Raw genomic sequence first — 21,202 nt, forward strand, 5'->3', positions numbered from 1 at the left:
TGTGGACAACCGGCGGAGCCGTGGCGAAGCGGCCCGGGTGGGGATGCGGGACGCGGCGCGGCGCGCTCCTACACTTGCTCGGTGACCTTCCGGCTCTACGACACCGCCACGCGCGACGTCCGCGACTTCGTCCCCCTGCACGCAGGTCGGGCGAGCGTGTACGTCTGCGGCCTGACCGTGCAGTCGGAGCCGCACGTGGGACACGTGCGCTCGGCGGTCAACTTCGACGTGCTGCGCCGGTGGCTGGGCCACCAGGGCCTCGAGGTCACCTTCATCCGCAACGTCACCGACATCGACGACAAGATCCTCACCAAGGCCGCCGAGCAGGGCCGGCCGTGGTGGAACCTGGCCTACGACATGAAGCGCGAGCTCGACCGCGCGTACGCCGCCCTCAACGTGCTGCCGCCGAGCTACGAGCCGGCCGCGACCGGGCACGTGCCGGAGATGATCGAGCTCATCGCGACGCTCGTCGAGCGCGGGCACGCCTACGCCGCCGAGGACGGCTCCGGCGACGTCTACTTCGACGTCCGCTCCTGGCCGTCGTACGGCGAGCTGACCCGGCAGGGCCTCGACGACATGGAGGCCGCCGAGGACGCCGACCCGCGCGGCAAGCGCGACCCCCGCGACTTCGCGCTGTGGAAGGGTTGGAAGAAGGACTCCGAGCCCGAGACCGCGGCCTGGCCGTCCCCGTGGGGCCCGGGTCGCCCCGGCTGGCACATCGAGTGCTCGGCGATGGCCGGCAAGTACCTGGGCGCTGCCTTCGACATCCACGGCGGGGGCGTCGACCTGCGCTTCCCGCACCACGAGAACGAGCAGGCCCAGAGCCGCGCCGCGGGCCAGCAGTTCGCGTCGTACTGGATGCACAACGCCTGGATCACCACCGCCGGGGAGAAGATGAGCAAGTCGCTGGGCAACAGCCTGGTGATCCCCGCCGTCCTCGAGCGCTTCCGCGGCATCGAGCTGCGCTACTACATGGTCGCCGCGCACTACCGCAGCCACGTCGAGTTCAGCTTCGAGGCCCTCGAGGAGGCCGCGGTCGGATTCCGCCGCGTCGAGGCCTTCCTCGAGCGCGCCCGCGCCGTCGTCGGGGACATCCCCGCCGGCGGCATGCACTGCGCCGACTTCGTGGCCGCGATGGACGACGACCTCGGTACGCCGGCAGCGGTGGCCGCGATCTTCGACGTGGTGCGTGAGGGCAACAAGCTGCTCGCCGACACCACCGTGGACACCGCCGCCCTGCGCGGCAACGCCGCCTCCGTGCGCGCGATGCTCGACGTGCTCGGGCTCGACCCGGCCGACCCCACCTGGGGCGGCGCGAGCAGCACCGACGACCAGCTCACCCACGCCGTCGACGTCCTCGTCGCCGGCCTCCTCGACCAACGGGCCGCCGCCCGGGCCGCGAAGGACTTCACCAGCGCCGACGCGATCCGCGATCGCATCAAGGACGCCGGCATCGAGGTCGAGGACACCCCCGACGGACCGAAGTGGAGCCTCATCAATGGCCGGTAACTCCCAGCGCAAGGGCGCGATCAAGAAGACGGGCAAGGGCAACCCCACCGCCGGCTCCGGGGGCCGCGTCAAGCGCGGCCTCGAGGGCCGCGGCCCGACGCCGAAGGCCAAGGACCGCGAGTACCACCAGGCCCACCACGACGCGAAGCGTGCGGAGAAGAACCGCCCGCAGTCGCGCGGCGGGTCGCAGAAGAAGCGCGGCAGCAGCGACGCCGAGTGGATCGCCGGACGCAACTCGGTGCTCGAGGCGCTGCGCGAGGGCGTCCCGGTCAGCGCGGTGTACGTCGCCGAGGGCGCCGAGCGCGACGGCCGGCTGCGCGAGGTCTTCGCGCTGGCCGCCGACAAGGGCGTCAGCCTGCTCGAGGTCGGCCGCGGCGAGCTGGACCGGCTCACCAAGGGCGCGGTCCACCAGGGCCTGGCCGCCCGCATCCCCTCCTACGAGTACGCCGACCCGCACGACCTGATCCTGCGCGCCGAGGAGATGGGCGAGCCGGCCCTGATCGTGATGCTCGACTCGGTCACCGACCCCCGCAACCTCGGCGCGATCGTGCGCAGCGCGGCCGGGTTCGGCGCGCACGGCGTCGTCATCCCCGAGCGCCGCGCGGCCGGCATGACGGCCTCGGCCTGGAAGACCAGCGCCGGCGCCGCCGCGCGCATCCCGGTCGCCCAGACGGTGAACCTGAACCGCCAGATCAAGGAGTACCAGGACTCGGGCTGCATGGTCGTGGGCCTGGCCGCCGACGGCGAGGTGGCGCTGCCCGACCTCGACCTGGCCACCGGTCCGCTCGTGATCGTCATCGGCTCCGAGGGCAACGGGCTCTCGCGCCTGGTCGCGGAGAACTGCGACCAGCTGGTCTCGATCCCGATGGCCAACCAGCTGGAGTCCCTCAATGCCGGCGTCGCGGCCAGCGTGACCCTCTACGCGATCGCCCGTGCCCGCGCCTGACCCGGACGTCGGGGTCGACCCGGCAGCCGCCGCCGCAGGTCCTGCCGAGGAGCAGGACCCGCGGCCGGCTGGGAAGCAGGGCCGCGGCCTGCTCGGGCACACCGTGCGCGGCGCGGTCGTGCTCACCGTCCTCGCGGTCTGGCTCGGCGGGTCGCTGCTCGCGACCGGCTTCCTCTTCCTCAGCAGCGAGCGCGAGGTCAGCCTGGCCAGCCACGACTCGGTGGTCCGCCCGACCCTGAGCGGGCAGGTCGAGCTGCGCACCGGCCCGGTGCTGCCCGACCTGCGGATCTCCGCCCGCCCCCCGCTCGGCCTCCCGATCGGCATCTCGGTGCAGCTGGGCAAGACCGAGGCGGCCAGCACCGGCGAGCTGGCCCAGCGCTACGCCCTCATCGCCTCCGCCCCCGAGGGACCCGAGGCCAAGCTCCGCTCGGCGATCGTGGACATGGCCCTCGACGCGCTGCTGCGCGGGCTGGTGATCGGCGCCGTGCCGGTGCTGGTGTGGGTGCTGCTGGGCCAGCGCCGACGACGCGAGCTGCTGCGCCGCCTGCCCACCCCGTACGGCGCGCTCGTGGCGCTGCTCGTCCTGGCGATGGCGCTCGGGCTCTGGCAGCCCTGGACGCCGGCCGACGACGCGGTCGCGGCCGCCGAGGACGAGCGCGAGTGGGTGCCGCTGGCCGACTTCGTCGGCCCCGGGGTGCCGCTGCCCGAGGAGGTCGAGGGCGTGGAGATCCGCGCCGACGCGACCACGAACCAGTCGCGGCGCCTCATCGAGTCGGCGATCAACACCTACGACAAGTCCCAGACGTTCTACGCCAAGGCCGCCGAGGCGGCTGCGGACCTCGAGCTGCGCACGCCCGAGGAGGACGAGGTCGTGGTGACGATGGTCAGCGACCGCCACGACAACATCCAGATGGACGCCGTGGCCCGCGCGGTCGGCGACACCGCCGGCGCGACCGGCGTCCTCGACGGCGGCGACGACACCTCCACGGGTGCGAGCTGGGAGGCCTTCTCGCTCGACTCGGTCTCCGCGGCGTTCGACGACGTCTCGCGCTGGGGCGTGGCCGGCAACCACGACAACGGCACCTTCGTCGCCGACTACCTGGCCAAGCAGGGCTGGAAGATGCTGGACGGCGAGGTCGTCGAGGGCCCCGGCGGCGGCACCCTGCTCGGCGTCGCCGACCCCCGCTCCAGCGGTCTGGGCAGCTGGCGCGACGAGGGAGGGCTGAGCTTCGAGGAGGTCGGCGAGCGGCTCGCCGACGCCGCCTGCGAGGCCGACGAGCCGATCGACACGGTCCTGGTGCACGACGCCAACCTGGCCTCCGAGGCACTGCGCCGCGGCTGCGTCGAGCTGGTCGTCGGCGGTCACCTGCACGTCCAGGAGGGTCCGACCCCGGTCGTGGCCGACACCCCCGCGGAGCGCCGCGGCGACGAGGCCGATCCGGGCGCGGACACCGAGCCGCGCACCGGGTACCGCTTCACGATGGGCACCACGGGCGGGGCGGCGTACGCGATCGCGCTGGGCTCCAAGATCCGCCGCGAGGCGCAGGTGAGCCTGATCACCTACCGCGACGGGCGCCCGGTGGGGATCCAGACCGTCAACCTGCAGACCAACGGCGTCTGGGTCGTCGACGACTACATCGAGCTCGCCGAGCTGGCACCGCCCCCGGGCCAGGACCCCGACGACCCGCCCACCGACGGCCCCGCACCGGGCCCGATCGCGCCCGGCGACGGACCCGACGAGGGCCTGGACGACGGGGCGCCGGCGGACCCGGCGGGCTCGTCCCGGGCCCGCAACCCCGCCGCTCGCTGAAGCTGACGGGTGGCCGATGAAGCTTCATCGGCCACCCGGGAGCTTCATCGGCCGGCCGATGAAACTCTCCCGCTCAGCCGCGGCGCCGGTCCCGGACCGCCTGCACCCGCTCGCGCAGCGGTCGCTTGCTGATCTGGCTGGCCCGCCCGTGCAGCGCGGTGAGCAGGGTGACGAAGAGCGTGTCCTGCTCGGTGGTGCGCTCGAAGGTGGTCAGGTTGAGCACCGGCTTCATCCGCTGGCGGGTCACCGCCTTGGCGTAGGTGAACTCGCGCAGTCCGTCGGCACCGTGGATGCGACCGAAGCCGGAGTCACCGACGCCGCCGAAGGGCAGCGAGGGGATGCCGGCGAAGGCGATCACGGAGTTGACCGAGGTCATGCCCGAGCGCAGCTGGCGCGCGATCTCGGGGCCGCGGCGTCCGGAGAAGACGGCCCCGCCCAGGCCGTACTTGCCGGCGTTGGTGCGCTCGATGGCCTCGTCCATGCAGGCCACCTTGTTGACCACGACCGTGGGGCCGAAGGTCTCCTCGGTGACGGCGAGCGAGTCCTCGGGCACGTCGACGAGCACGACGGGCTGGGCGAAGCGCTCGTCCACCGGCTCCGGGCCCCCGACCACGGCACGTCCGCCGCGGGCCAGGGCGTCGTCGACGTGACGGCGCACCACCTCGAGCTGCGACGTCATCGTCATCGGGCCGAGCTTGGCGTCGGCGTCGGTGCCGGCGTGCACGGCGCGGGCCTTCTCGGAGAGCAGAGCCACGAACTCCTCGTGGACCTTCTCGTGCACGTAGACCCGCTCGACCCCGATGCAGGTCTGCCCGGCGTTGGAGAAGGCGCCCCAGGCAGCGGCGTCGGCGGCGGCCTCGAGGTCGGCGTCCTCGTCGACGATCAGCGCGTCCTTGCCGCCGGCCTCGATGACGACCGGGGTGAGGTTCTCGGCGCAGGCGGCCATCACCTTCTTGCCGGTCCCGGTCGAGCCGGTGAAGGCCAGCTTGTCGATGTCGGCGCGGCACAGCGCCGCCCCGGTCTCGCCCCAGCCGATCACCGTCTGCAGCAGGTGCTGGTCCGGGACGACCTCGCGCAGGCTGTCGGCCAGCCAGACCCCGACGCCCGGGGTCAGCTCGCTGGGCTTGAAGACCACCGTGTTGCCGGCGCCCAGCGCGTAGGCGATGGACCCCATCGGGGTGAAGACCGGGTAGTTCCACGGGCCGATCACGCCGACCACGCCCAGCGGCCGGTACTCCACCGACGCCGAGTGGTTGGCCAGCAGCAGCCCCGAGGAGACCCGGTGGCGCCCCAGCACCTTCTCGGCCTTCGAGCCGATCCAGGCGAGGTGGTCGATGGCCAGCCCGATCTCGAGCTGGGCGTCGGCGTGCGGCTTGCCGGTCTCGGCGTGCACGACGTCGGCGAGCTGGGCCATCCGGCGGGTCAGCACCGCCCGCCACTGGCCGAGGACCTCGGCCCGTCCGTCGAAGCCGAGGCCGGCCCACCAGCCGGCCGAGGCCCGGGCGCGGGCGACCGCGGCGTCGACCGAGGCGGTGTCGTCCACGGCGTGCACGCCCACGACGTCGCCGGTCGCCGGGTCCATCGACTCCAGCTTGTCCGGGCTCTCGGTGTGCTCGCTCATCAGTACGCCTTCCTCTGGTGGCCGCCGGCGGCGACGGGCGCTCGCCCGCGCAGCAGGTCCGCGGCCTTCTCGCCGATCATGATGGTGGGGGCGTTGGTGTTGCCGCGGGTGACCATCGGCATCACGCTGGCGTCGACCACGCGCAGCCCCTCGATCCCGCGGACCCGCAGCTCGGGGTCGACCACGGCCCGGTCGTCGTCACCCATCGCGCAGGTGCCCACGGGGTGGTAGAGGGTCTGGGTCTGGGCCCGCACGTGCTCGACGATCTGGGCGTCGGTGGGGTCGGCGCCGCCCCGCGTGGCCCACGCCATGGTGGGCATCCCCGGCCCGGCCACCAGGTCGGCCAGCGGGCCGGTGGCGACGGTCTCGAGCATCCGCCGCACCCCCGACGTCATCGCGTCGAGGTCGGCCTGGTCGTCGTAGTAGCCCGGGTCGATGTCGGGGTGCCAGTGCGGGTCGGTGGAGCGCAGCCGCACGGAGCCGCGGCTGGCCACGTGCACCAGGGTCGGGGCGACGGTCACCTTGCGGCTCGTGGGCTCGTGCAGCCCGTTGTCCCAGAAGCCGGTCGGGGCCACGTGCACCTGCAGGTCGGGGGCGCTCAGCCCCTCGCGGCTGCGCCAGAACCCGCCGCCCTCGCCGACGTTGGAGGTCAGCGGTCCGCGCCCGAGCAGCTTGGCCCGCGCGAAGGTGCCCAGGGTGTTGAGCTCGACCAGGTCGGTGGTGCCGCGGGTCTCGAAGACCAGCGGCAGCGCAGGGTGGTCGTGCAGGTTCGCACCGACCATGGGCTGATCGAGCACCACGTCGACGCCGACCTCGCGCAGGTGCGCCCCGGGGCCGATGCCCGAGAGCATCAGCAGCTGCGGGCTGTTCACCGCCCCGCCGCACAGCAGCACCTCGGCGGCGGCGTACGCCGTCTGGCTGGTGCGGCCGTGCTGGTAGCGCACGCCCACGGCGCGGCCGCCCTCGACGACCACCTTCTCGGCCAGCGCGCCGGTGCGCACGGTGAGGTTGGGCCGGCCCATCGCCGGGTCCAGGTAGCCCTGGGCGGTCGACCAGCGCCGGCCACGGTGGCAGGTGACCTGGTAGAGCCCGGCGCCCTCCTGGTCGGCGCCGTTGAAGTCGTCGTTGCGGGCCATCCCGCTGGCCACCGCCGAGTCCACCCAGGCCTGCGTCAGCTCGTGGGTGTAGCCGCGGTCCTCGACGTGCAGCGGTCCGTCCTGGCCGTGGAAGGGCCCGCCGAGGCGGCTGTTGGTCTCGGCGCGACGGAAGTAGGGCAGCACGTCGTCGTAGCCCCAGCCGTGCGCGCCGTGCTCGTCGCGCCAGGTGTCGTAGTCGAGACGGTTGCCGCGGATGTAGATCATCGCGTTCATCGACGAGCAGCCGCCGAGCGCCTTCATCCGCGGCCAGTAGGCGCGCCGACCCAGCTGCTTCTGCTCGGTGGTCTGGTAGTTCCAGTCCCACTTGGTCTTGAAGAGGTTCGGGAACGCCGCGGGGATCGTGATGTGGTCGGACTCCGCCTTCCCGCCCGCCTCGAGCAGCAGCACCGAGGTGCCCGGGTCCTCCGTCAGCCGGGCGGCCAGCACCGCCCCGGCACTCCCGGCCCCCACCACCACGTAGTCGAAGCTCTCACGCTCGCTCATCGGCCCTCCTCGCCAGGCGCGGGCCACCCGCGCGCACTGTCGAACGTACGGGGGCGTGGTCCGGGTCACAACGCCCCTGGGCCCCCGGACTCACCCCAGGTGGTGCAGACGTCCTGTGATCCACGTCACTCGGGGCGCTGCGGCTCGTTGGGAGGTCGACAGGCCGAGCCCAGCCACCCGACCAGGAGGTCGCCCCGTGCGTCCGTCCCTCTCCCGGCGCGGCTCCACGCGCCTGCCGGCCGCACCGACCGGCGTGCTGGCTCTCGTGCTGGCGCTCGTGCTGGCCGCCTGCGGGTCGCAGGTCGCACCCGGCGACCTGGCCGGCGGCGTCGGTGGCGCCGGCGGGTACGCCGGGTCGGGCCCGGGCGGGACGGACGCCGCCGGCTACGACGCCACGGGCCCGGACTCCTCGGGCGGCGGGTCCGTGCCGGGCACCGCCGGGTCGGTGGGCGGTGCCGCGAGCGCCGGCTCCGCAGGTGGGGTGGACTCCGGCTCCGGCGCGACCGGGGGTGGCGCCGGCGCGGGTGGCGCAGGGCCCGGAGGCGGCGGTGACGGCGGGGCGCCGGTGGCGATGGGGAGCTGTCGGGGCTTCTCGAACGGGCCGGGGATCACCGACTCGACCATCACCATCGGCAACGCCTCGGACATCTCGGGGCCGGTGCCGGGTCTCTTCGAGGCCGCCCAGGACGCCACCAAGGCCTTCGTCACCTACTTCAACGCGGCCAACCCCGACGGCATCTGCGGGCGGTCGCTGGTGCTGAGGAACTACGACAGCCGCACCGACGCCGGGGCGGACCAGCAGGCCTACGCCGACGCGTGCGAGAACGTCTTCGCGATGGTCGGCTCCATGTCGGCCTTCGACTCCGGTGGCGCGAGCGCCGCGGAGGGCTGCGGGCTGCCCGACCTCCGCTCGACGGGCGTCACCCACGCCCGACAGGCCTGCGCCACCTGCTTCGGGGCCCAGTCCACGATCGCGGGCGAGGTCAACAACGCCGTCGCCGACTACGCGCTGGAGAACTTCCCGGCGGCGGCGAGGTCGGCGGCCATGCTCTACGTGAACGCCGGCGCCTCCGCGGAGAACGGCCGGATCATGCCGCAGGCCATGACCAAGCGCGGCATGGTCTTCAAGTACGTCCAGGGCATCGAGGTCTCGGAGTTCAACTACGCCCCCTTCGTCCAGGCCCTGAAGGAGAAGGGCATCCGCTACGTCCAGATGATCGGCGCCGTCCCGCAGTTCGTGCGGATGGCCCAGGCGATGGAGCAGCAGGCCTACGAGCCGGACGTGTTCATGTTCGACCCCACCGCCTACAACCCCGGGCTCATCGAGCAGGGGGGCGAGGCCGTCGAGGGCGCCACCGTCTACACGAACTTCGTCCCGTTCGAGGAGGCCGGACGCAGCGCGGAGACCCGGCTCTACCTGGACTGGCTGCAGCAGTCCAAGCCGGGCGCGGTCCCCGACTTCTTCGGGGTCTTCTCCTGGTCGGCGGCGCGTCTCTTCGTCGAGAAGATCGCCGCCCTCGGCGGCCGGGTCAGCCGCTCGGCGCTGGTCGACGCCGTGCGCAAGGTCGACGACTGGACCGCGAACGGGCTGCACGCCCCGCAGCGGGTCGGGCCCAAGCACACGGGGGACTGCTTCCGCTTCGTCCAGGTCCGCAACGGTCGCTGGGTCCCGGTGGGCGGCTCGAAGTACCTGTGCAACGGCACCACGGCCGTCGAGTGAGGACGCGGGCCGCCGGGGGCGCTCCGGACCGTCCGCCACCCCTGCCGGGGTGGGAAGCGAAGAAATGTCCGGACATCTCGATGTGCCCCCCGTCACCTTCCTGAAGCCCTATCGTTAAGAACTAGTACACGTTCTAGTTTCTGGAGGCCCAGTGTCCGCTCGCCGACCCACTCGTGATGCCCGACGTGCCGCCTCGGCCGTCGCGGCGGGCGCGCTCTGCCTGGTCCTCGCGGCCTGCGGTTCCCAGCTCGACCCCAACGACGTCGTCACCGCGGGCGGCACGGTCGGCGGCACCACGGTGGGCGGCACCGGCGTCGTCGGTGACGACGGCACCGTGGTCGGGGGCGACCCCGGCGCGGGTGGCGTCCCGGGGACCGACGGCTCCAGCGGCACCTCGGGCTCCTCGGGCTCCTCCGGCAGCACGGGCGGCACCGACAGCGGCGGCGGCAGCGGCAGCACCACCGACCCCGGCGGGGCCAGCTCCGCCGACGGTGGCGGCAAGGCCGCGTCCTGCGACGGCTTCAAGAACGGCCCCGGGATCACCGACTCCACGATCACCATCGGCAACGCCTCCGACATCTCCGGGCCCGTGCCCGGTCTCTTCGAGGCCGCGCAGGACGCCACGAAGGCGTACGTCGCCTTCTACAACAAGTCCAACCCCGACGGCATCTGCGGCCGCTCGCTGGTGCTGAAGAACTACGACAGCCGCACCGACGCCGGCGCCGACCAGCAGGCCTACGCCGACGGGTGCGAGAACGTCTTCGCGATGGTCGGCTCGATGTCGGCCTTCGACTCCGGCGGCGCCAGCGCCGCCGAGGGCTGCGGCCTGCCCGACATCCGCTCCGCCTCGGTCACCAAGGCGCGCAGCGCCTGCAAGACCTGCTTCGGCGCCCAGTCGACGGTGGCCAACCAGTTCCAGAACGCCGTGCCCGACTACGTGCTGAAGAACTTCAAGGCCGCCTCGCAGAAGGGCGCGATGCTCTACGTCAACGCGGGCGCCGCGGTCGAGAACGGCAAGCTGCAGATGCAGGCCATGACCCAGCGCGGCATGAAGTTCGTCTACGAGCAGGCCATCGAGGTCTCCGACTTCAACTACGCGCCCTACGTCCAGCAGCTCAAGGACCGCGGCGTCGGCTACGTGCAGTTCATCGGCGCCGCGTCGCAGGCCGTCAAGCTGGCCCAGGCCATGGAGCAGCAGAGCTACGAGCCCGACATCTACATGCTCGACCCCACGGCGTACACCAGCGAGTACCTCAGCGGCGGCGCCGCCGTCGAGGGCACCACGCTCTTCACCAACTTCGTGCCCTTCGAGGAGGCCTCCTCCAACCAGGAGACGCAGCTCTACACCTCGTGGCTGCAGCAGGTGAAGCCCGGCGCCAAGCCGACCTTCTTCGGTGCCTTCGCCTGGTCCGCCGCACGGCTCTTCGTGCAGGAGGCCACCGGCCTGGGCGGTCAGCTCAACCGGGGCACGCTCGTCGCCTCGCTCAACAAGGTGAGCGACTGGACGGCCAACGGGCTGCACTCCAAGCAGCAGGTCGGCCCCCGCCAGACCGGTGAGTGCTGGCGCTTCCTGACCGTCAAGGGCGGCAAGTTCGTGGCCCAGGGCAGCCGCAGCTACACCTGCAACGGGATCACGACGGTCCGATGACCTCCTTCCTGGCCTTCACCTTCTTCGGCCTCTTCAGCGGCGCGGCGTACGCCATCGCCGCGAGCGGCCTGGTGCTGACCTACACCACCACCCGGGTGTTCAACATCGCCCACGGTGCCCTGGGCATGGTGCTGTCCTTCGTCTTCTGGGACTTCAGCGTGCGCCAGGGGATGCCGCTGTGGCTGGCGCTGTTCCTGGTGCTGTTCGTGGTCGCCCCGGCGGTGGGCTGGTTCATCCAGCGCTTCGTCACCCGCGGCCTGGGCGAGGGCCCCGTGTCGGTGTCCCTGGTGGTCACCGTGGGCCTGCTCGTGGGCTGCATCGGGCTGGCCACGCAGATCTGGCCGCCCGAGCCGCGCTCGATCCAGCCGTTCTTCCCCGGCGTCAACATCGAGATGTTCGGCATCTTCGTGACCGCCCACCAGCTGATCACCATCGCCCTGTCCGGCGTGGTCGCGGTCGGGCTGTACGTGCTGCTCAACCGCACCCGCATCGGCACCGCCATGCGCGCCAGCGTCGACAACCCCGAGCTGCTCAAGCTCTTCGGCGGCAAGCCCGAGCAGGTCGCCGCGCTGTCCTGGGCCATCGGCACCTCGCTGGCCGCCCTGGCCGGGGTGCTGCTGGTCTCGACCGTCGGGCTCGACTACTACGCCCTGACCCTGCTGGTGGTCAACGCCTACGCCGCCGCCATGCTCGGCAAGCTCAAGTCGCTGCCGATGACCTTCCTCGGCGCGATGGTGCTGGGCCTGACCACCTCCTACGCGTCGGGCTACCTGCCCACCGAGGGCGTGCTCAACAGCGTGCGCAACGTGGTGCCGGCCCTCTTCCTCTTCGTGGTCATCGTCGCGATGCCCCAGGCCCAGCTGCGCATCGGCCAGGTCAAGGGCATCGTCTCCGCCCCGCAGCCCTCGCTGTTCAAGGCCCTGGGCTGGGGCGGCGCGCTGCTGCTCGGGGTGGCCTTCCTGGCCACCGCCATGGGCGAGTCCAAGCTGCTGCTGCTCGGCACCGCGGCGACGTACGCGATGGTGATGCTCTCCCTGGTGCTGCTGACCGGCTACGGCGGCCACGTCTCGCTGGCGCAGTTCACCTTCGCCGGCGTCGGCGCCCTGGCCTACGTCAAGCTCGACCAGCCCAACCTCGTGGGGCTGCTGCTCTCCGCGCTGATCGCCGCCGGCGTCGGCGCCCTGGTCGCGCTGCCGGTGATCCGGCTGACCGGGCTCTACCTGGCGCTGTCGACCCTCGCGTTCGGCGTGATCATGGAGAAGATGATCTTCCAGGCCGACTTCGCGTTCGGCTTCAACGGCACGCTGGACGCCCAGCGGCTCTCGGTGCTCGGCGTCTCGATCGACTCGAGCGCCGCCTACGTCTGGGTGATGTCGCTCTTCTTCGTGCTGATGGGCCTGTTCCTGCTCTGGCTGCGCCGCGGCACCCTGGGGCGGATGCTCATCGCGCTGCGCGACAGCCCGGCCGCCTGCGGCACCCTGGGCCTCGACGCCCGGTGGTTCCGGGTGGGCCTCTTCGGGCTCTCGGCCGGCATGGCCGGGCTCGCCGGTGCGCTGTACGCCGGCCTGCGCGGCTCGGTCGGGGCGGCGGAGTTCCAGTTCTTCAACTCGCTGCCGCTGCTGCTGCTCGCGGTCGTCTTCGGGGTCACCTCGGTGACCGGCGCGGCCCTGGGCGGGATCGGGCTGATGCTGCTCCCGGTCTTCCAGTCCTCCAGCCCGTCGATGGCGGGGTTGATCTTCGCGGTCATCGGCTTCGGTGCCGTCGCCCTGGGGCGCGACCCCAACGGCCTGGCCAACCAGGTCTTCAAGCTCGGGCGCCTGCTCGACCGGCGCTTCGGCAGCTCGATCCGGGCCCGGATCCCGGTGCTGCCCGCCCCGGGGGAGGCCCAGCGACGGGTCCGCGAGGAGGCCGAGGCGAACGCCGGGGCCGCCCCGTCGCTCGCCGGCGTCGGCCTGCACGCCGACCCCGCGGACGACCAGTACTCCGACGGCTCCCACGACATCCCGCTCCGCTCCGACCCGCGCCAGGAGGTGCCCGCCGATGCCGCTCCTCGAGGTTGACAACGTCGTCGTCCAGTTCGGCGGCGTGACCGCCGTCAACGAGGCCTGCTTCGCCGTCGAGGCGGGTCGCGTCACCGGGCTGATCGGGCCCAACGGCGCCGGGAAGACCACCTGCTTCAACGTCATCTCCGGCCTGCAGCGCCCGACCCGCGGTGCCGTGCACTTCGACGGCCGCAAGGTCACCTCGGTGCCGGTGCACCGGCGCTCGAAGCGGGGGATGGGTCGCACCTTCCAGCGCCTCGAGGCCTTCGGGTCGCTGAGCGTGCGTGACAACGTGCGGGTCGCCACCGACATCCACCGCGGCGTCCTGGGTGCCGTGCGCGGCCTCGGGACGTCCTCGCGCGGCGAGGTCGACGCGCTCCTGGGGCGCGTGGGCATCGCCGAGTACGCCGACGAGCGCGCCGACTCCATCCCCACCGGCACCGCGCGGCTCCTCGAGCTGGCCCGCTGCCTGGCCGGCGACCCGAAGCTGCTGCTGCTCGACGAGCCCTCCTCGGGCCTCGACGAGACCGAGACCGACGGCTTCGGCGACCTGCTGCGCGACCTGGCCGCCGAGGGCCGCGCCATCTTGATGGTCGAGCACGACATGGACCTCGTGATGGGGGTCTGCGACGAGATCCACGTCCTCGACTTCGGGTCCGTGATCGCCTCCGGCAGGCCCGCCGAGATCCGCCGCGATCCCGCGGTCCAGAAGGCCTATCTCGGCTACGCTCCCGACGAGGACGTCGAGCCCGTGGGTGGTGCCTCGTCCGCTCCGGGCGCGGTCGACGAGACCCGCACCGACCTGCCGGCCGTGAGCGACGAGACCACCGTGCTGCCCGCCGTACCCGCCACCGGAGGTGCCCGATGAGCGTCCCCATCCTCGAGGTCGTCGACCTGCACGCCGCCTACGGGCGCATCGAGGTGCTGCGCGGGGTCGACCTGGCGGTGCCGAAGGGCGCGGTGATGGCGCTGCTGGGACCCAACGGCGCCGGCAAGTCCACCCTGATCAAGGTCATCTCGGGACAGAAGTCGTCCACCTCCGGCGACGTGCACCTCGGCGGCGTCCACGTGAAGGGCGCCGGCCCGGAGGAGCTCGCCCGGCTCGGGCTGTGCACCGTGCCCGAGGGACGCTCGGTCTTCCCGAACCTGACCGTGCAGGAGAACCTCACCCTGATGTCCTACGCCGGGGTGTCCACCGAGGCGGTCCTCGAGACCGCGTTCACCTACTTCCCGCGGCTTCTCGAGCGCCGGGGGCAGCTCGCCGGCACCATGTCGGGCGGGGAGCAGCAGATGCTCGCGATGTCGCGGGCGCTGGCCTCCGACCCGGCGCTGCTGCTGCTCGACGAGCTCTCGATGGGCCTCGCACCGCTGATCGTCGACGAGCTCTACGACACCGTCGCCCAGATCGCCGAGTCCGGCGTCTCCATCCTCTGCATCGAGCAGTTCGCCCGCACCGCGCTGCGCGTCTCCGACTACGCCGCCGTCATGACGGGTGGGCGCATCGTGGCCAGCGGTGAGCCCGCCGAAGTCCTCGAGACCATGTCCGACGTCATCCTGGGAGGTGCGGCATGAGCCGCAAGACCACTGTTCGGCCCATCGTCCCGGGACGCCGGCCGCGGCGGGTGCTGCTCTCGCTGGCCGCGACCGCGCTCGTCGGCACCAGCCTGCCGCTGGCCTCCGGCCCGGCCGGCGCCGCCGAGGGCGACCCGCCGTTCGCCGGCTACTCCGCCACCACCAGCTCCACCCCGGTGCGCCTCGAGATCTACGAGCCCACCATCCCGATCCCCGCGAGCCCGCAGGCCGAGCTCAACCTCGGCTACAGCGTGGTCAAGGCCGACTCCTCCACCTCCCGCGGCCGCGCGGCCTTCATCTGGCCCGGCGACGCGGTCGGTGAGGGGTTCAAGACGATCATCGAGAACCTGGGCTTCCCGCCCGAGATCTCCGGCCCGCTGGCCGAGCGCGGCTACCCGGTGCAGGTGAACTCCAACCACCCCGCGGGCCCCGAGCGCGAGGCCGACGAGCCCTTCCCGGGCGTCGTCAACCGCACCCGCGCCACCGAGAGCAAGACCTTCGCCGAGGTGGGCTACTCCACCGACTGCCGCCTGGGCGAGCCCGGCGCCGGCAGCGACGACGGTGACGGTGGTGACGGCGGCGGCGGGGGCGGACTGCCCGGCCTGCCCGAGATCCCCGGGATGCCGGCCATCCCCGGGCTCGGCTCCCTGACCAGCGACGGCGGCCTGCTCAGCGGGCTGACCAGCGGTCTGACCGGCTCGCTCAGCGGTGGGCGCGCGGACGCCTCGGCGCCCTCGCCCGCCGCACGCGAGCGGCGTACGGCGCGGTCCTCGGCGGCCGCCGAGGACGAGGTCGAGTGCCAGATCCCGGCCCAGCTCGCCGCCCTGGTCGACCTCGGCGGGTACGCCGCCGAGTCGGTCGTGACCAGCGAGACCACCGAGGTGCGTGCGGTCTCGCGCTCGGCCGTCGGCGACGTCAGCCTGCTCGGCGGCGTGGTGACCCTCTCCGGCATCACCGCGCGCGCCGTGGCGGCCAGCGACGGCGCCAAGGGCAGCACCGGCGGCGGCGCCGACTACGGCGTCCTGACGATCGCCGGCCAGAAGTTCCGCTACGGCTCCGACGGCTTCGAGGCCGCCGGCCAGGCCAGCCCGATCCCGGGCCTGCCGTCCGACCCCGGCAAGGCGCTCGAGGCGCTCGGCCTCCAGCTGCTGCTGCCGCAGCCGTCGTTCGAGAAGGACGGCGACAAGGCCACCAGCACGGTGCAGGGCATCCAGGTCGTCATCGACACCCCCGTGCTGCGCAAGCAGCTCGACGCGCTGCCGCTGAACGCCCTGGCCGACCTGATCAACCAGATCCCCGAGGAGGCCGGCCAGCTCAAGAGCCTGCTCGGCGCCGCGGTGAACCTCTCCCCGAAGATCGTCATCACCCTCGGCAACGCCACCAGCGTCGTCGACACCTCCCAGGGCGTCGACATCCCCGGCGGCGAGGTGCCCGACAACAACACGACCGGCGAGACGACCACCGACGGTGACGGTGGCGGTGCGGGCGGCGCGGGCACCACGGGCGGCGACTCCGGATCGGCCGGCACCGCCGGCACGCCCGGCGAGCCGGCCGTGCCCGGCAGCGACGGTGGCGGGTCCGCCGACGGCGACCTCCTCGACGCGGCCCCCGTCGGCTCCGGCCTGCCCGCGCTGTTCTCCATCCCCGGCGCGCTGCTCCTCGGTGCGCTGATCGGCGCCACCATCGCCGGCAGCTACCTGCGCCGACTCGGCCTGCTCGCCCTCGGCGGCGGCACGGCCTGTCCCCACGGCCTCGACAGCGGCCTTCCCGATCTCCGAAAGGCCTGACGCGATGACCACCGTCAACCCTGCCCCCGCCTCCACCGTCCCCGCCTCGGGCGCCCGCACCGGGGCCTCGTCGGTGGGCTCCCTGCCGCGCGCCGGGTCGCGCGGCGGCAGCGGCGCGGCGCCCCTGAAGAACAACAACTACCGGCTGCTGCAGGTCGTGCTCTTCTGGGCCGGCGCGGTGCTGCTGCCCCTGGGCCTCGTGGTGATCGTGCTCGGCTGGTACGGCGCGGCCAACACGCCCTACGAGTACGACCAGATCTCCTACCTGGTCTCCGGCGGCATGCTCGGCCTCGGCCTGACCTTCTGCGGCGGCTTCCTGTACTTCGGTGCATGGCTGGCCCGGATCGCCGACGACGGGCGCGAGTCCTCCAAGCGCCTGGCCGACACCCTGCTCCTGCTCGCCGACGTCACCTCCCGCGCCGCCACCACCCGCGACGACGGGGTCGACGTCTCCGCGCTGCCCGTCACCGCCGGTGAGGGCACCACGATGCACCGCCGCGACTGCTCCCTCATCGCGCACCGCAGCGACCTGCACCCCGTCGGCGAGCAGAACGGTCACCTGACCACCTGCCGCGTCTGCCGCCCCTGACCCCAGCACCGCCCACCAGCACCGCCCCACCACAGGGAGTCACCGGCCCAGACCCATCAGAACCAGCACCAGCCCACCCGCGAGTCGGCGCAGATGTCGCACTGACCCGGCGCAGATGTCGCACCGACCCGGCCCAGATGTCGCGCTGGCCGGGTCCGGGAATGCCCCACCGCCAGGCGTAGATCCGGGCCGACTCGGCGGGATCTCTGCGCCGACTGGGCGCAACATCTGGGCCGGGTCGGCGGAACATCTGGGCCGGGTCGCTACTCCGGGTCGGTGGCGAGGGCCTCGTCGGGGCGGGTGGCCAGGACGGTGTCGATGTAGTCGCGGGCGGTGTCGAAGATGTCGACGGGGCGCTCGGCGCGCTCCGAGAGGTACCACCGGTGCACCAGCACCTCGTGGAAGAACTCGGCCGGCTCGAGCTTGCCGCGGGACTCGGGCGGGATCATCGCGGTGAGCGGTTCGTAGACGCGGGTGAACCACCGGTTCGCGACGAGCTGGCGGTCCTCGCGGCCCAGGTCGTGGTGGGCGGTGAAGGCGGCGAGGTCGTTGAGCAGGCGCCGGGCCTGGGCGTCCTCGACGTCGAGCCCGGTCAGTGACTGCAGCTCACGGCGGTGGTGCCCGGCCTCGACCACCTTGGGCTGGATCCGCACCTGGTCGCCGTCGTAGTCGGTGACGATGTCGAGCTCGTCGACGTCGAAGCCGAGGTCGTTGAGCCGCTCGATGCGCCGCTCGAGGCGCCACATCTCGCCCGAGGAGAACTCCTCGTGCCCGGTCAGCTCGCTCCACAGCTCGTCGTATCGGCGCTGCAGCAGGGTGACCACCTCGTGCGGGTCGATCTCGTTCGGCCCGGTGCTGCTGGCCTGCAGGTCGAGCAGCTCGGCGAAGACGTTCTCGGTGGCCACGGTGACGTCGTACTCCCGCATCTGCCTCGACAGGCTGGGGCGCAGCTCGCCGGTCTCCGCGTCGACGAGGTACGCCGCGAAGCCGCCGGCGCTGCGTCGGAAAAGCACGTTCGACAGCGACACGTCGCCCCAGTAGAAGTCCGCCAGGTGCAGCCGCACCAGCAGCACCACGAGCGCGTCGATCAGCGAGGGCAGGTCCTCGCGCCCGGCGCCGTGGCTGAACAGGCTGCGGTAGGGCAGCGAGAAGCGCAGGTGCTGGGTGATCAGCGCGGCGGGCAGCGGCTCACCGTCGGCGTCGACCCGTCCGGCGACCACGCCCTGCGGCACCACCGACGGCATGCCCATCCGCTGCAGGTCGCGCAGCAGCCGGTACTCGCGCACCGCGATCTCCTCGACGGTCTCCTTGACCGCGTAGACCCGCTCGCGCAGCTGCACGATCCGCACCACGTGGCGCGAGAGCCCGCGCGGCAGCGGGACGGTGTGCTCGTCGCCCCAGTCCTCCAGCGGCGTGGACCAGGGCAGGGTGAGGATGGCCGGGTCGGGTCGACTGGCGACGATGCGCAGGGCCATCCGGCGAGCCTAGGGCCGAGCGCTCAGAGCCGCCAGAGCTCCACGCCGACCCCGCCGGCGGGCACCCCCAGCACCCCGTCGCGTACGACGAGTGCTCGCGGCGCGCCCGCGGTGGCCAGGAGCGGCTCGGGCTCGCCGACCGGACGGGCCGGGGCGCCGTCGTGGGTCGGCTGCGCGAGGGCCGCCGCGGGCAGCTCGACCGCACCGCCGGGGGCCCGGCGCGCGCAGACCAGCACCGAGCCGGCCGGGTGCTCGCGCACGAAGACGAGCGTGTCGTCGTCGACGTGCGCCCAGCGCAGTCCGCCGCGGACCAGGGCCGGGTGCTCCGAGCGCACGCGGGCGAGGTCGGCGTACACCTGCATCGTCGTGCGGTCCCAGCCCTCGGGGGAGTCCCAGGCCATGGTGCGGCGCGCGTCCTCGCCGTTGACGCCCTCGAGGCCGATCTCGTCGCCGGCGAAGACCATCGGCACGCCCGGCAGCGTGAACTGCAGCCCGGCCGCGACGCGGTGCACCTCGGGGGAGCCGGTCAGGGTGCGGATCCGCGAGGAGTCGTGGGAGCCGAGGATGTTCCACGACCAGGTCGTGGCCCGCCAGCCGTGCCGGGCCACCCACTCGCGCATCGAGCGCTGCACGAGCGCCCCGGGTCGGCGCGGCACCGGCAGCGGCCGCCCGAACGCGCGGGCGGGGGAGGCGGGGTCGCGCAGCCACGACCAGACCGGCCACGAGAAGCCGGAGTAGTTCATGGTGCCGTGCCAGCCGTCGCCGTCGAGGTCCTGCGAGGCGTCGTGGTTGTGCTCGCCGATCACCAGCGCGTCGGGACGCTCGGCGTGGGCGGTGGCCCGCACCGTGCGCGCCACGTCGTGGGCCACGTCGGTGGCGCCGAGGCGCCCGGTCATGTTGGCGACGTCGATGCGCCAGCCGTCGACGTCGTACGGCGCCCGCAGCCAGCGCGCCACGACGCTGTCGGGGCCCTCGGTCATCGCGGCGCGCAGCCCGGGGTCGGTGTGGTCCAGCTTGGGCAGCGTGTGGTGGCCCATCCAGCACTCGTAGGAGCCGTCGGCGCGGAAGCAGTACCAGCCCCGGGTCGGCCCGTCCGGCTCGGCGACGGCGCTGCGGAACCACTCGTGGGTGTCACCGGTGTGGTTGGTGGTCAGGTCGCCCAGCAGCCGCAGCCCGCGCTCGTGCACGGCCGCGGAGAGCCGCGCGTAGGCGTCGTCGCCGCCCAGCAGCGGGTCGACGCCGTCGAAGGTGGAGGCGTTGTAGCGGTGGTTGGACTCCCCGGGGAAGACCGGGGTCGTGTAGAGCACCGTCGCGCCGAGCTCGACCACGTGGTCGAGGTGCTCGGTGACACCGTCGAGGTCGCCGCCGAAGTACTGCAGCGGGGTGCGCGGGTCGGAGCCCTCGAAGACGACCTCGTCGTCCCAGGCCGCGGGCACCGCCCACGCCGGCACCGGGCGCTCGTCGGCGGCCGCGGAGCGGGCGAACCGGTCGGGGAAGACCTGGTAGACCACGGCCTCGCGGCCCCACTCCGGGGGCGGGGCGTGGCTGGTGACACGGAAGTCGAGGGCGTCCGGCGGGTCGTGGTCGACCACCCCGGCCGCGCCGAGCCAGCGCTGGGTCCCGTCGGGGCCGGCGATGAGGAACCGGTAGTGGGTGACCGGGTTGTGCACCGGCAGCTCGCCCTCCCACCACACCGAGCCCTGGCCGTCGGCGGAGTCGTCGCGCCCTACCTCGGCGCAGCGGTGGAAGACCGGCTCGGCGTCGTACGACGTGCGCAGCCACACCGCCTCGACGGGGTCGCCCACCCAGGTGCGCAGCCGCACCCGCACCGGCCAGCCGGGCGCGGGCGCCTCGGGGTCCAGGTAGAGCACGGAGCCGTCGTGGTGCGGCTCGTGCAGGAGGGAGGGGGTGGCGCCGGGGGAGGTGCTGCTCATCGGGTCATCGTCCCAGGCCGGTCCGGGTCGGGTCGCCCTTGCCCCGAACTAGAACGTGTTCTAGGTTCAGCGCATGAGCAACCGTGTCGTCGTCATCACCGGAGCAGCCTCCGGCATCGGGTTCGCCACCGCCGAGAGGTTCCGCGACCTGGGTGACACCGTCTTCGGGCTCGACATCGCCCCGACCGTGCCCGACGGGGTCACCTACGTCGCGTGCGACGTGGGCGACAAGACCGCCGTCGACGCCGCGATCGCCACCTGTGCGGCCGCAGGACGCATCGACGTGCTGGCCAACGTCGCCGGCATCGTCCAGTTCGGGCGCTTCGAGACCATCAGCGAGGACCTCTTCGACCGGGTCCAGGCCATCGACCTCAAGGGCCCCTTCTTCCTGATGCAGGCCGCGCTGCCGCACCTGCGTGCGAGCCGCGGCTGCGTCGTCAACGTCTCCTCGGTGGCCGGGCGGGTCCCGCAGCCCTACGCCGCGGCGTACGCCGCCGCCAAGGGCGGGCTCACCGCGCTCACCCGCTCGCTGGCCCTGGAGCTCTCGCCCGACGGCATCCGCGTCAACGCGGTGTGCCCCGGCGCGGTGGACACCCCGCTCATCGCCCGGGTGGCCGAGAACTACCCGACCGACCTCGACCCGCGCGTCTCCGACCGGCTGCTCGCGATGCTGCCCGGCCCGGCCTCCAGCGCCGACGAGATCGCCTCCTCGGTGGTCTACCTCGCCTCCGCCGACGCGCGGATGATGACCGGCGCGGTGCTCGCCCACGACGGCGGCATGAGCTGAGCCCCGACGGCGCGCCGGCTGTCGCCGTGGCTAGGCTGGGGCGCCCCCGCCGGTGTAGCTCAGTTGGCAGAGCACCTCTCTTGTAAAGAGGATGTCGCAGGTTCGATCCCTGTCACCGGCTC

The 21,202-nt window shown here is 73.0% G+C and carries 15 protein-coding genes and 1 tRNA gene; 12 read left to right on the top strand and 4 right to left on the bottom strand.

Features of this window, described 5'->3' with window-relative positions; translation table 11 throughout:
* Window positions 1–81: 81 nt before the first annotated feature.
* Genes cysS through I601_RS09150 form a run of 3 tightly spaced genes read left to right on the top strand, consistent with a single transcriptional unit; the run spans window position 82 to window position 4,265 of the window.
* The gene (cysS, locus tag I601_RS09140) at window positions 82–1,509 is read left to right on the top strand and encodes a cysteine--tRNA ligase (protein WP_068108526.1); all 1,428 of its coding nucleotides are present in this window, start codon (window positions 82–84) and stop codon (window positions 1,507–1,509) included.
* Complete coding sequence (gene rlmB / locus I601_RS09145; RefSeq protein ID WP_068108528.1) at window positions 1,499–2,455, top strand: 23S rRNA (guanosine(2251)-2'-O)-methyltransferase RlmB; 957 nt, start codon at window positions 1,499–1,501, stop codon at window positions 2,453–2,455. The genes cysS and rlmB overlap by 11 nt, the downstream gene beginning before the upstream one ends.
* Window positions 2,442–4,265, top strand: a complete 1,824-nt coding sequence (locus I601_RS09150; RefSeq protein ID WP_068108530.1) for a metallophosphoesterase — start codon at window positions 2,442–2,444, stop codon at window positions 4,263–4,265. The genes rlmB and I601_RS09150 overlap by 14 nt, the downstream gene beginning before the upstream one ends.
* Before the next feature lie 73 nt (window positions 4,266–4,338).
* Here the strand turns inward: I601_RS09150 and I601_RS09155 are convergent, their stop codons facing one another.
* Window positions 4,339–5,886 (bottom strand): aldehyde dehydrogenase family protein, encoded by a 1,548-nt coding sequence (locus I601_RS09155; protein ID WP_068108533.1) that lies wholly within the window; start codon window positions 5,884–5,886, stop codon window positions 4,339–4,341.
* A complete protein-coding gene (locus I601_RS09160; RefSeq protein WP_068108535.1) occupies window positions 5,886–7,526 on the bottom strand; it encodes a GMC family oxidoreductase in 1,641 nt (546 codons plus the stop codon). The genes I601_RS09155 and I601_RS09160 overlap by 1 nt, the downstream gene beginning before the upstream one ends.
* Window positions 7,527–7,722: 196 nt before the next feature.
* Here I601_RS09160 and I601_RS09165 point away from each other — a divergent pair, with 196 nt between their 5' ends.
* The 7 genes from I601_RS09165 to I601_RS09195 all read left to right on the top strand — a co-directional run bounded on the left by I601_RS09165 (window position 7,723) and on the right by I601_RS09195 (window position 16,884).
* Window positions 7,723–9,246, top strand: coding sequence for an ABC transporter substrate-binding protein (locus tag I601_RS09165; protein ID WP_068108537.1), 1,524 nt, complete (start codon window positions 7,723–7,725; stop codon window positions 9,244–9,246).
* Window positions 9,247–9,397: 151 nt separating this feature from the next.
* Window positions 9,398–10,894, top strand: coding sequence for an ABC transporter substrate-binding protein (locus I601_RS09170; protein WP_068108539.1), 1,497 nt, complete (start codon window positions 9,398–9,400; stop codon window positions 10,892–10,894).
* Window positions 10,891–12,954: an ABC transporter permease gene (locus I601_RS09175; RefSeq protein ID WP_218917780.1), complete on the top strand. Its 2,064-nt coding sequence runs from the start codon at window positions 10,891–10,893 to the stop codon at window positions 12,952–12,954. Before I601_RS09170 ends, I601_RS09175 begins: the two co-directional genes overlap by 4 nt.
* Window positions 12,935–13,804: an ABC transporter ATP-binding protein gene (locus tag I601_RS09180; protein ID WP_084527384.1), complete on the top strand. Its 870-nt coding sequence runs from the start codon at window positions 12,935–12,937 to the stop codon at window positions 13,802–13,804. Before I601_RS09175 ends, I601_RS09180 begins: the two co-directional genes overlap by 20 nt.
* Window positions 13,801–14,508: an ABC transporter ATP-binding protein gene (locus tag I601_RS09185; protein ID WP_068108542.1), complete on the top strand. Its 708-nt coding sequence runs from the start codon at window positions 13,801–13,803 to the stop codon at window positions 14,506–14,508. Before I601_RS09180 ends, I601_RS09185 begins: the two co-directional genes overlap by 4 nt.
* Window positions 14,505–16,295, top strand: a complete 1,791-nt coding sequence (locus I601_RS09190; protein ID WP_157520003.1) for a choice-of-anchor P family protein — start codon at window positions 14,505–14,507, stop codon at window positions 16,293–16,295. Before I601_RS09185 ends, I601_RS09190 begins: the two co-directional genes overlap by 4 nt.
* Before the next feature lie 4 nt (window positions 16,296–16,299).
* Window positions 16,300–16,884, top strand: coding sequence for a hypothetical protein (locus I601_RS09195; protein WP_068108547.1), 585 nt, complete (start codon window positions 16,300–16,302; stop codon window positions 16,882–16,884).
* A gap of 263 nt (window positions 16,885–17,147) precedes the next feature.
* Here I601_RS09195 and I601_RS09200 read toward each other — a convergent pair whose 3' ends face one another.
* Window positions 17,148–18,359 carry a DUF4032 domain-containing protein gene (locus I601_RS09200; RefSeq protein ID WP_068108550.1) on the bottom strand — a complete coding sequence of 404 codons (1,212 nt, stop codon included), beginning with the start codon at window positions 18,357–18,359 and terminating at the stop codon, window positions 17,148–17,150.
* Window positions 18,360–18,382: 23 nt separating this feature from the next.
* Window positions 18,383–20,293: a glycoside hydrolase family 13 protein gene (locus I601_RS09205; RefSeq protein ID WP_068108553.1), complete on the bottom strand. Its 1,911-nt coding sequence runs from the start codon at window positions 20,291–20,293 to the stop codon at window positions 18,383–18,385.
* Between the two features lie 73 nt (window positions 20,294–20,366).
* Here I601_RS09205 and I601_RS09210 point away from each other — a divergent pair, with 73 nt between their 5' ends.
* Complete coding sequence (locus tag I601_RS09210) at window positions 20,367–21,080, top strand: SDR family NAD(P)-dependent oxidoreductase (protein WP_068108557.1); 714 nt, start codon at window positions 20,367–20,369, stop codon at window positions 21,078–21,080.
* Window positions 21,081–21,128: 48 nt separating this feature from the next.
* Window positions 21,129–21,201 (top strand) — tRNA-Thr (locus I601_RS09215).
* Window position 21,202 lies beyond the last annotated feature (1 nt).

Origin of the sequence: Nocardioides dokdonensis FR1436 (genome assembly GCF_001653335.1) — a bacterium.
GTDB lineage: Bacteria > Actinomycetota > Actinomycetes > Propionibacteriales > Nocardioidaceae > Nocardioides > Nocardioides dokdonensis.

Excerpts from the sequence above, each read along its gene's own strand:
- I601_RS09180 (WP_084527384.1), top strand. The coding sequence starts at position 12,935 with ATGCCGCTCCTCGAGGTTGACAACGTCGTCGTCCAGTTCGGCGGCGTG.
- I601_RS09195 (WP_068108547.1), top strand. The coding sequence starts at position 16,300 with ATGACCACCGTCAACCCTGCCCCCGCCTCCACCGTCCCCGCCTCGGGC.
- I601_RS09200 (WP_068108550.1), bottom strand. The coding sequence starts at position 18,359 with ATGGCCCTGCGCATCGTCGCCAGTCGACCCGACCCGGCCATCCTCACC.
- I601_RS09210 (WP_068108557.1), top strand. The coding sequence starts at position 20,367 with ATGAGCAACCGTGTCGTCGTCATCACCGGAGCAGCCTCCGGCATCGGG.
- rlmB (WP_068108528.1), top strand. The coding sequence starts at position 1,499 with ATGGCCGGTAACTCCCAGCGCAAGGGCGCGATCAAGAAGACGGGCAAG.
- I601_RS09160 (WP_068108535.1), bottom strand. The coding sequence starts at position 7,526 with ATGAGCGAGCGTGAGAGCTTCGACTACGTGGTGGTGGGGGCCGGGAGT.
- I601_RS09185 (WP_068108542.1), top strand. The coding sequence starts at position 13,801 with ATGAGCGTCCCCATCCTCGAGGTCGTCGACCTGCACGCCGCCTACGGG.
- I601_RS09190 (WP_157520003.1), top strand. The coding sequence starts at position 14,505 with ATGAGCCGCAAGACCACTGTTCGGCCCATCGTCCCGGGACGCCGGCCG.
- I601_RS09205 (WP_068108553.1), bottom strand. The coding sequence starts at position 20,293 with ATGAGCAGCACCTCCCCCGGCGCCACCCCCTCCCTCCTGCACGAGCCG.
- I601_RS09155 (WP_068108533.1), bottom strand. The coding sequence starts at position 5,886 with ATGAGCGAGCACACCGAGAGCCCGGACAAGCTGGAGTCGATGGACCCG.
- I601_RS09175 (WP_218917780.1), top strand. The coding sequence starts at position 10,891 with ATGACCTCCTTCCTGGCCTTCACCTTCTTCGGCCTCTTCAGCGGCGCG.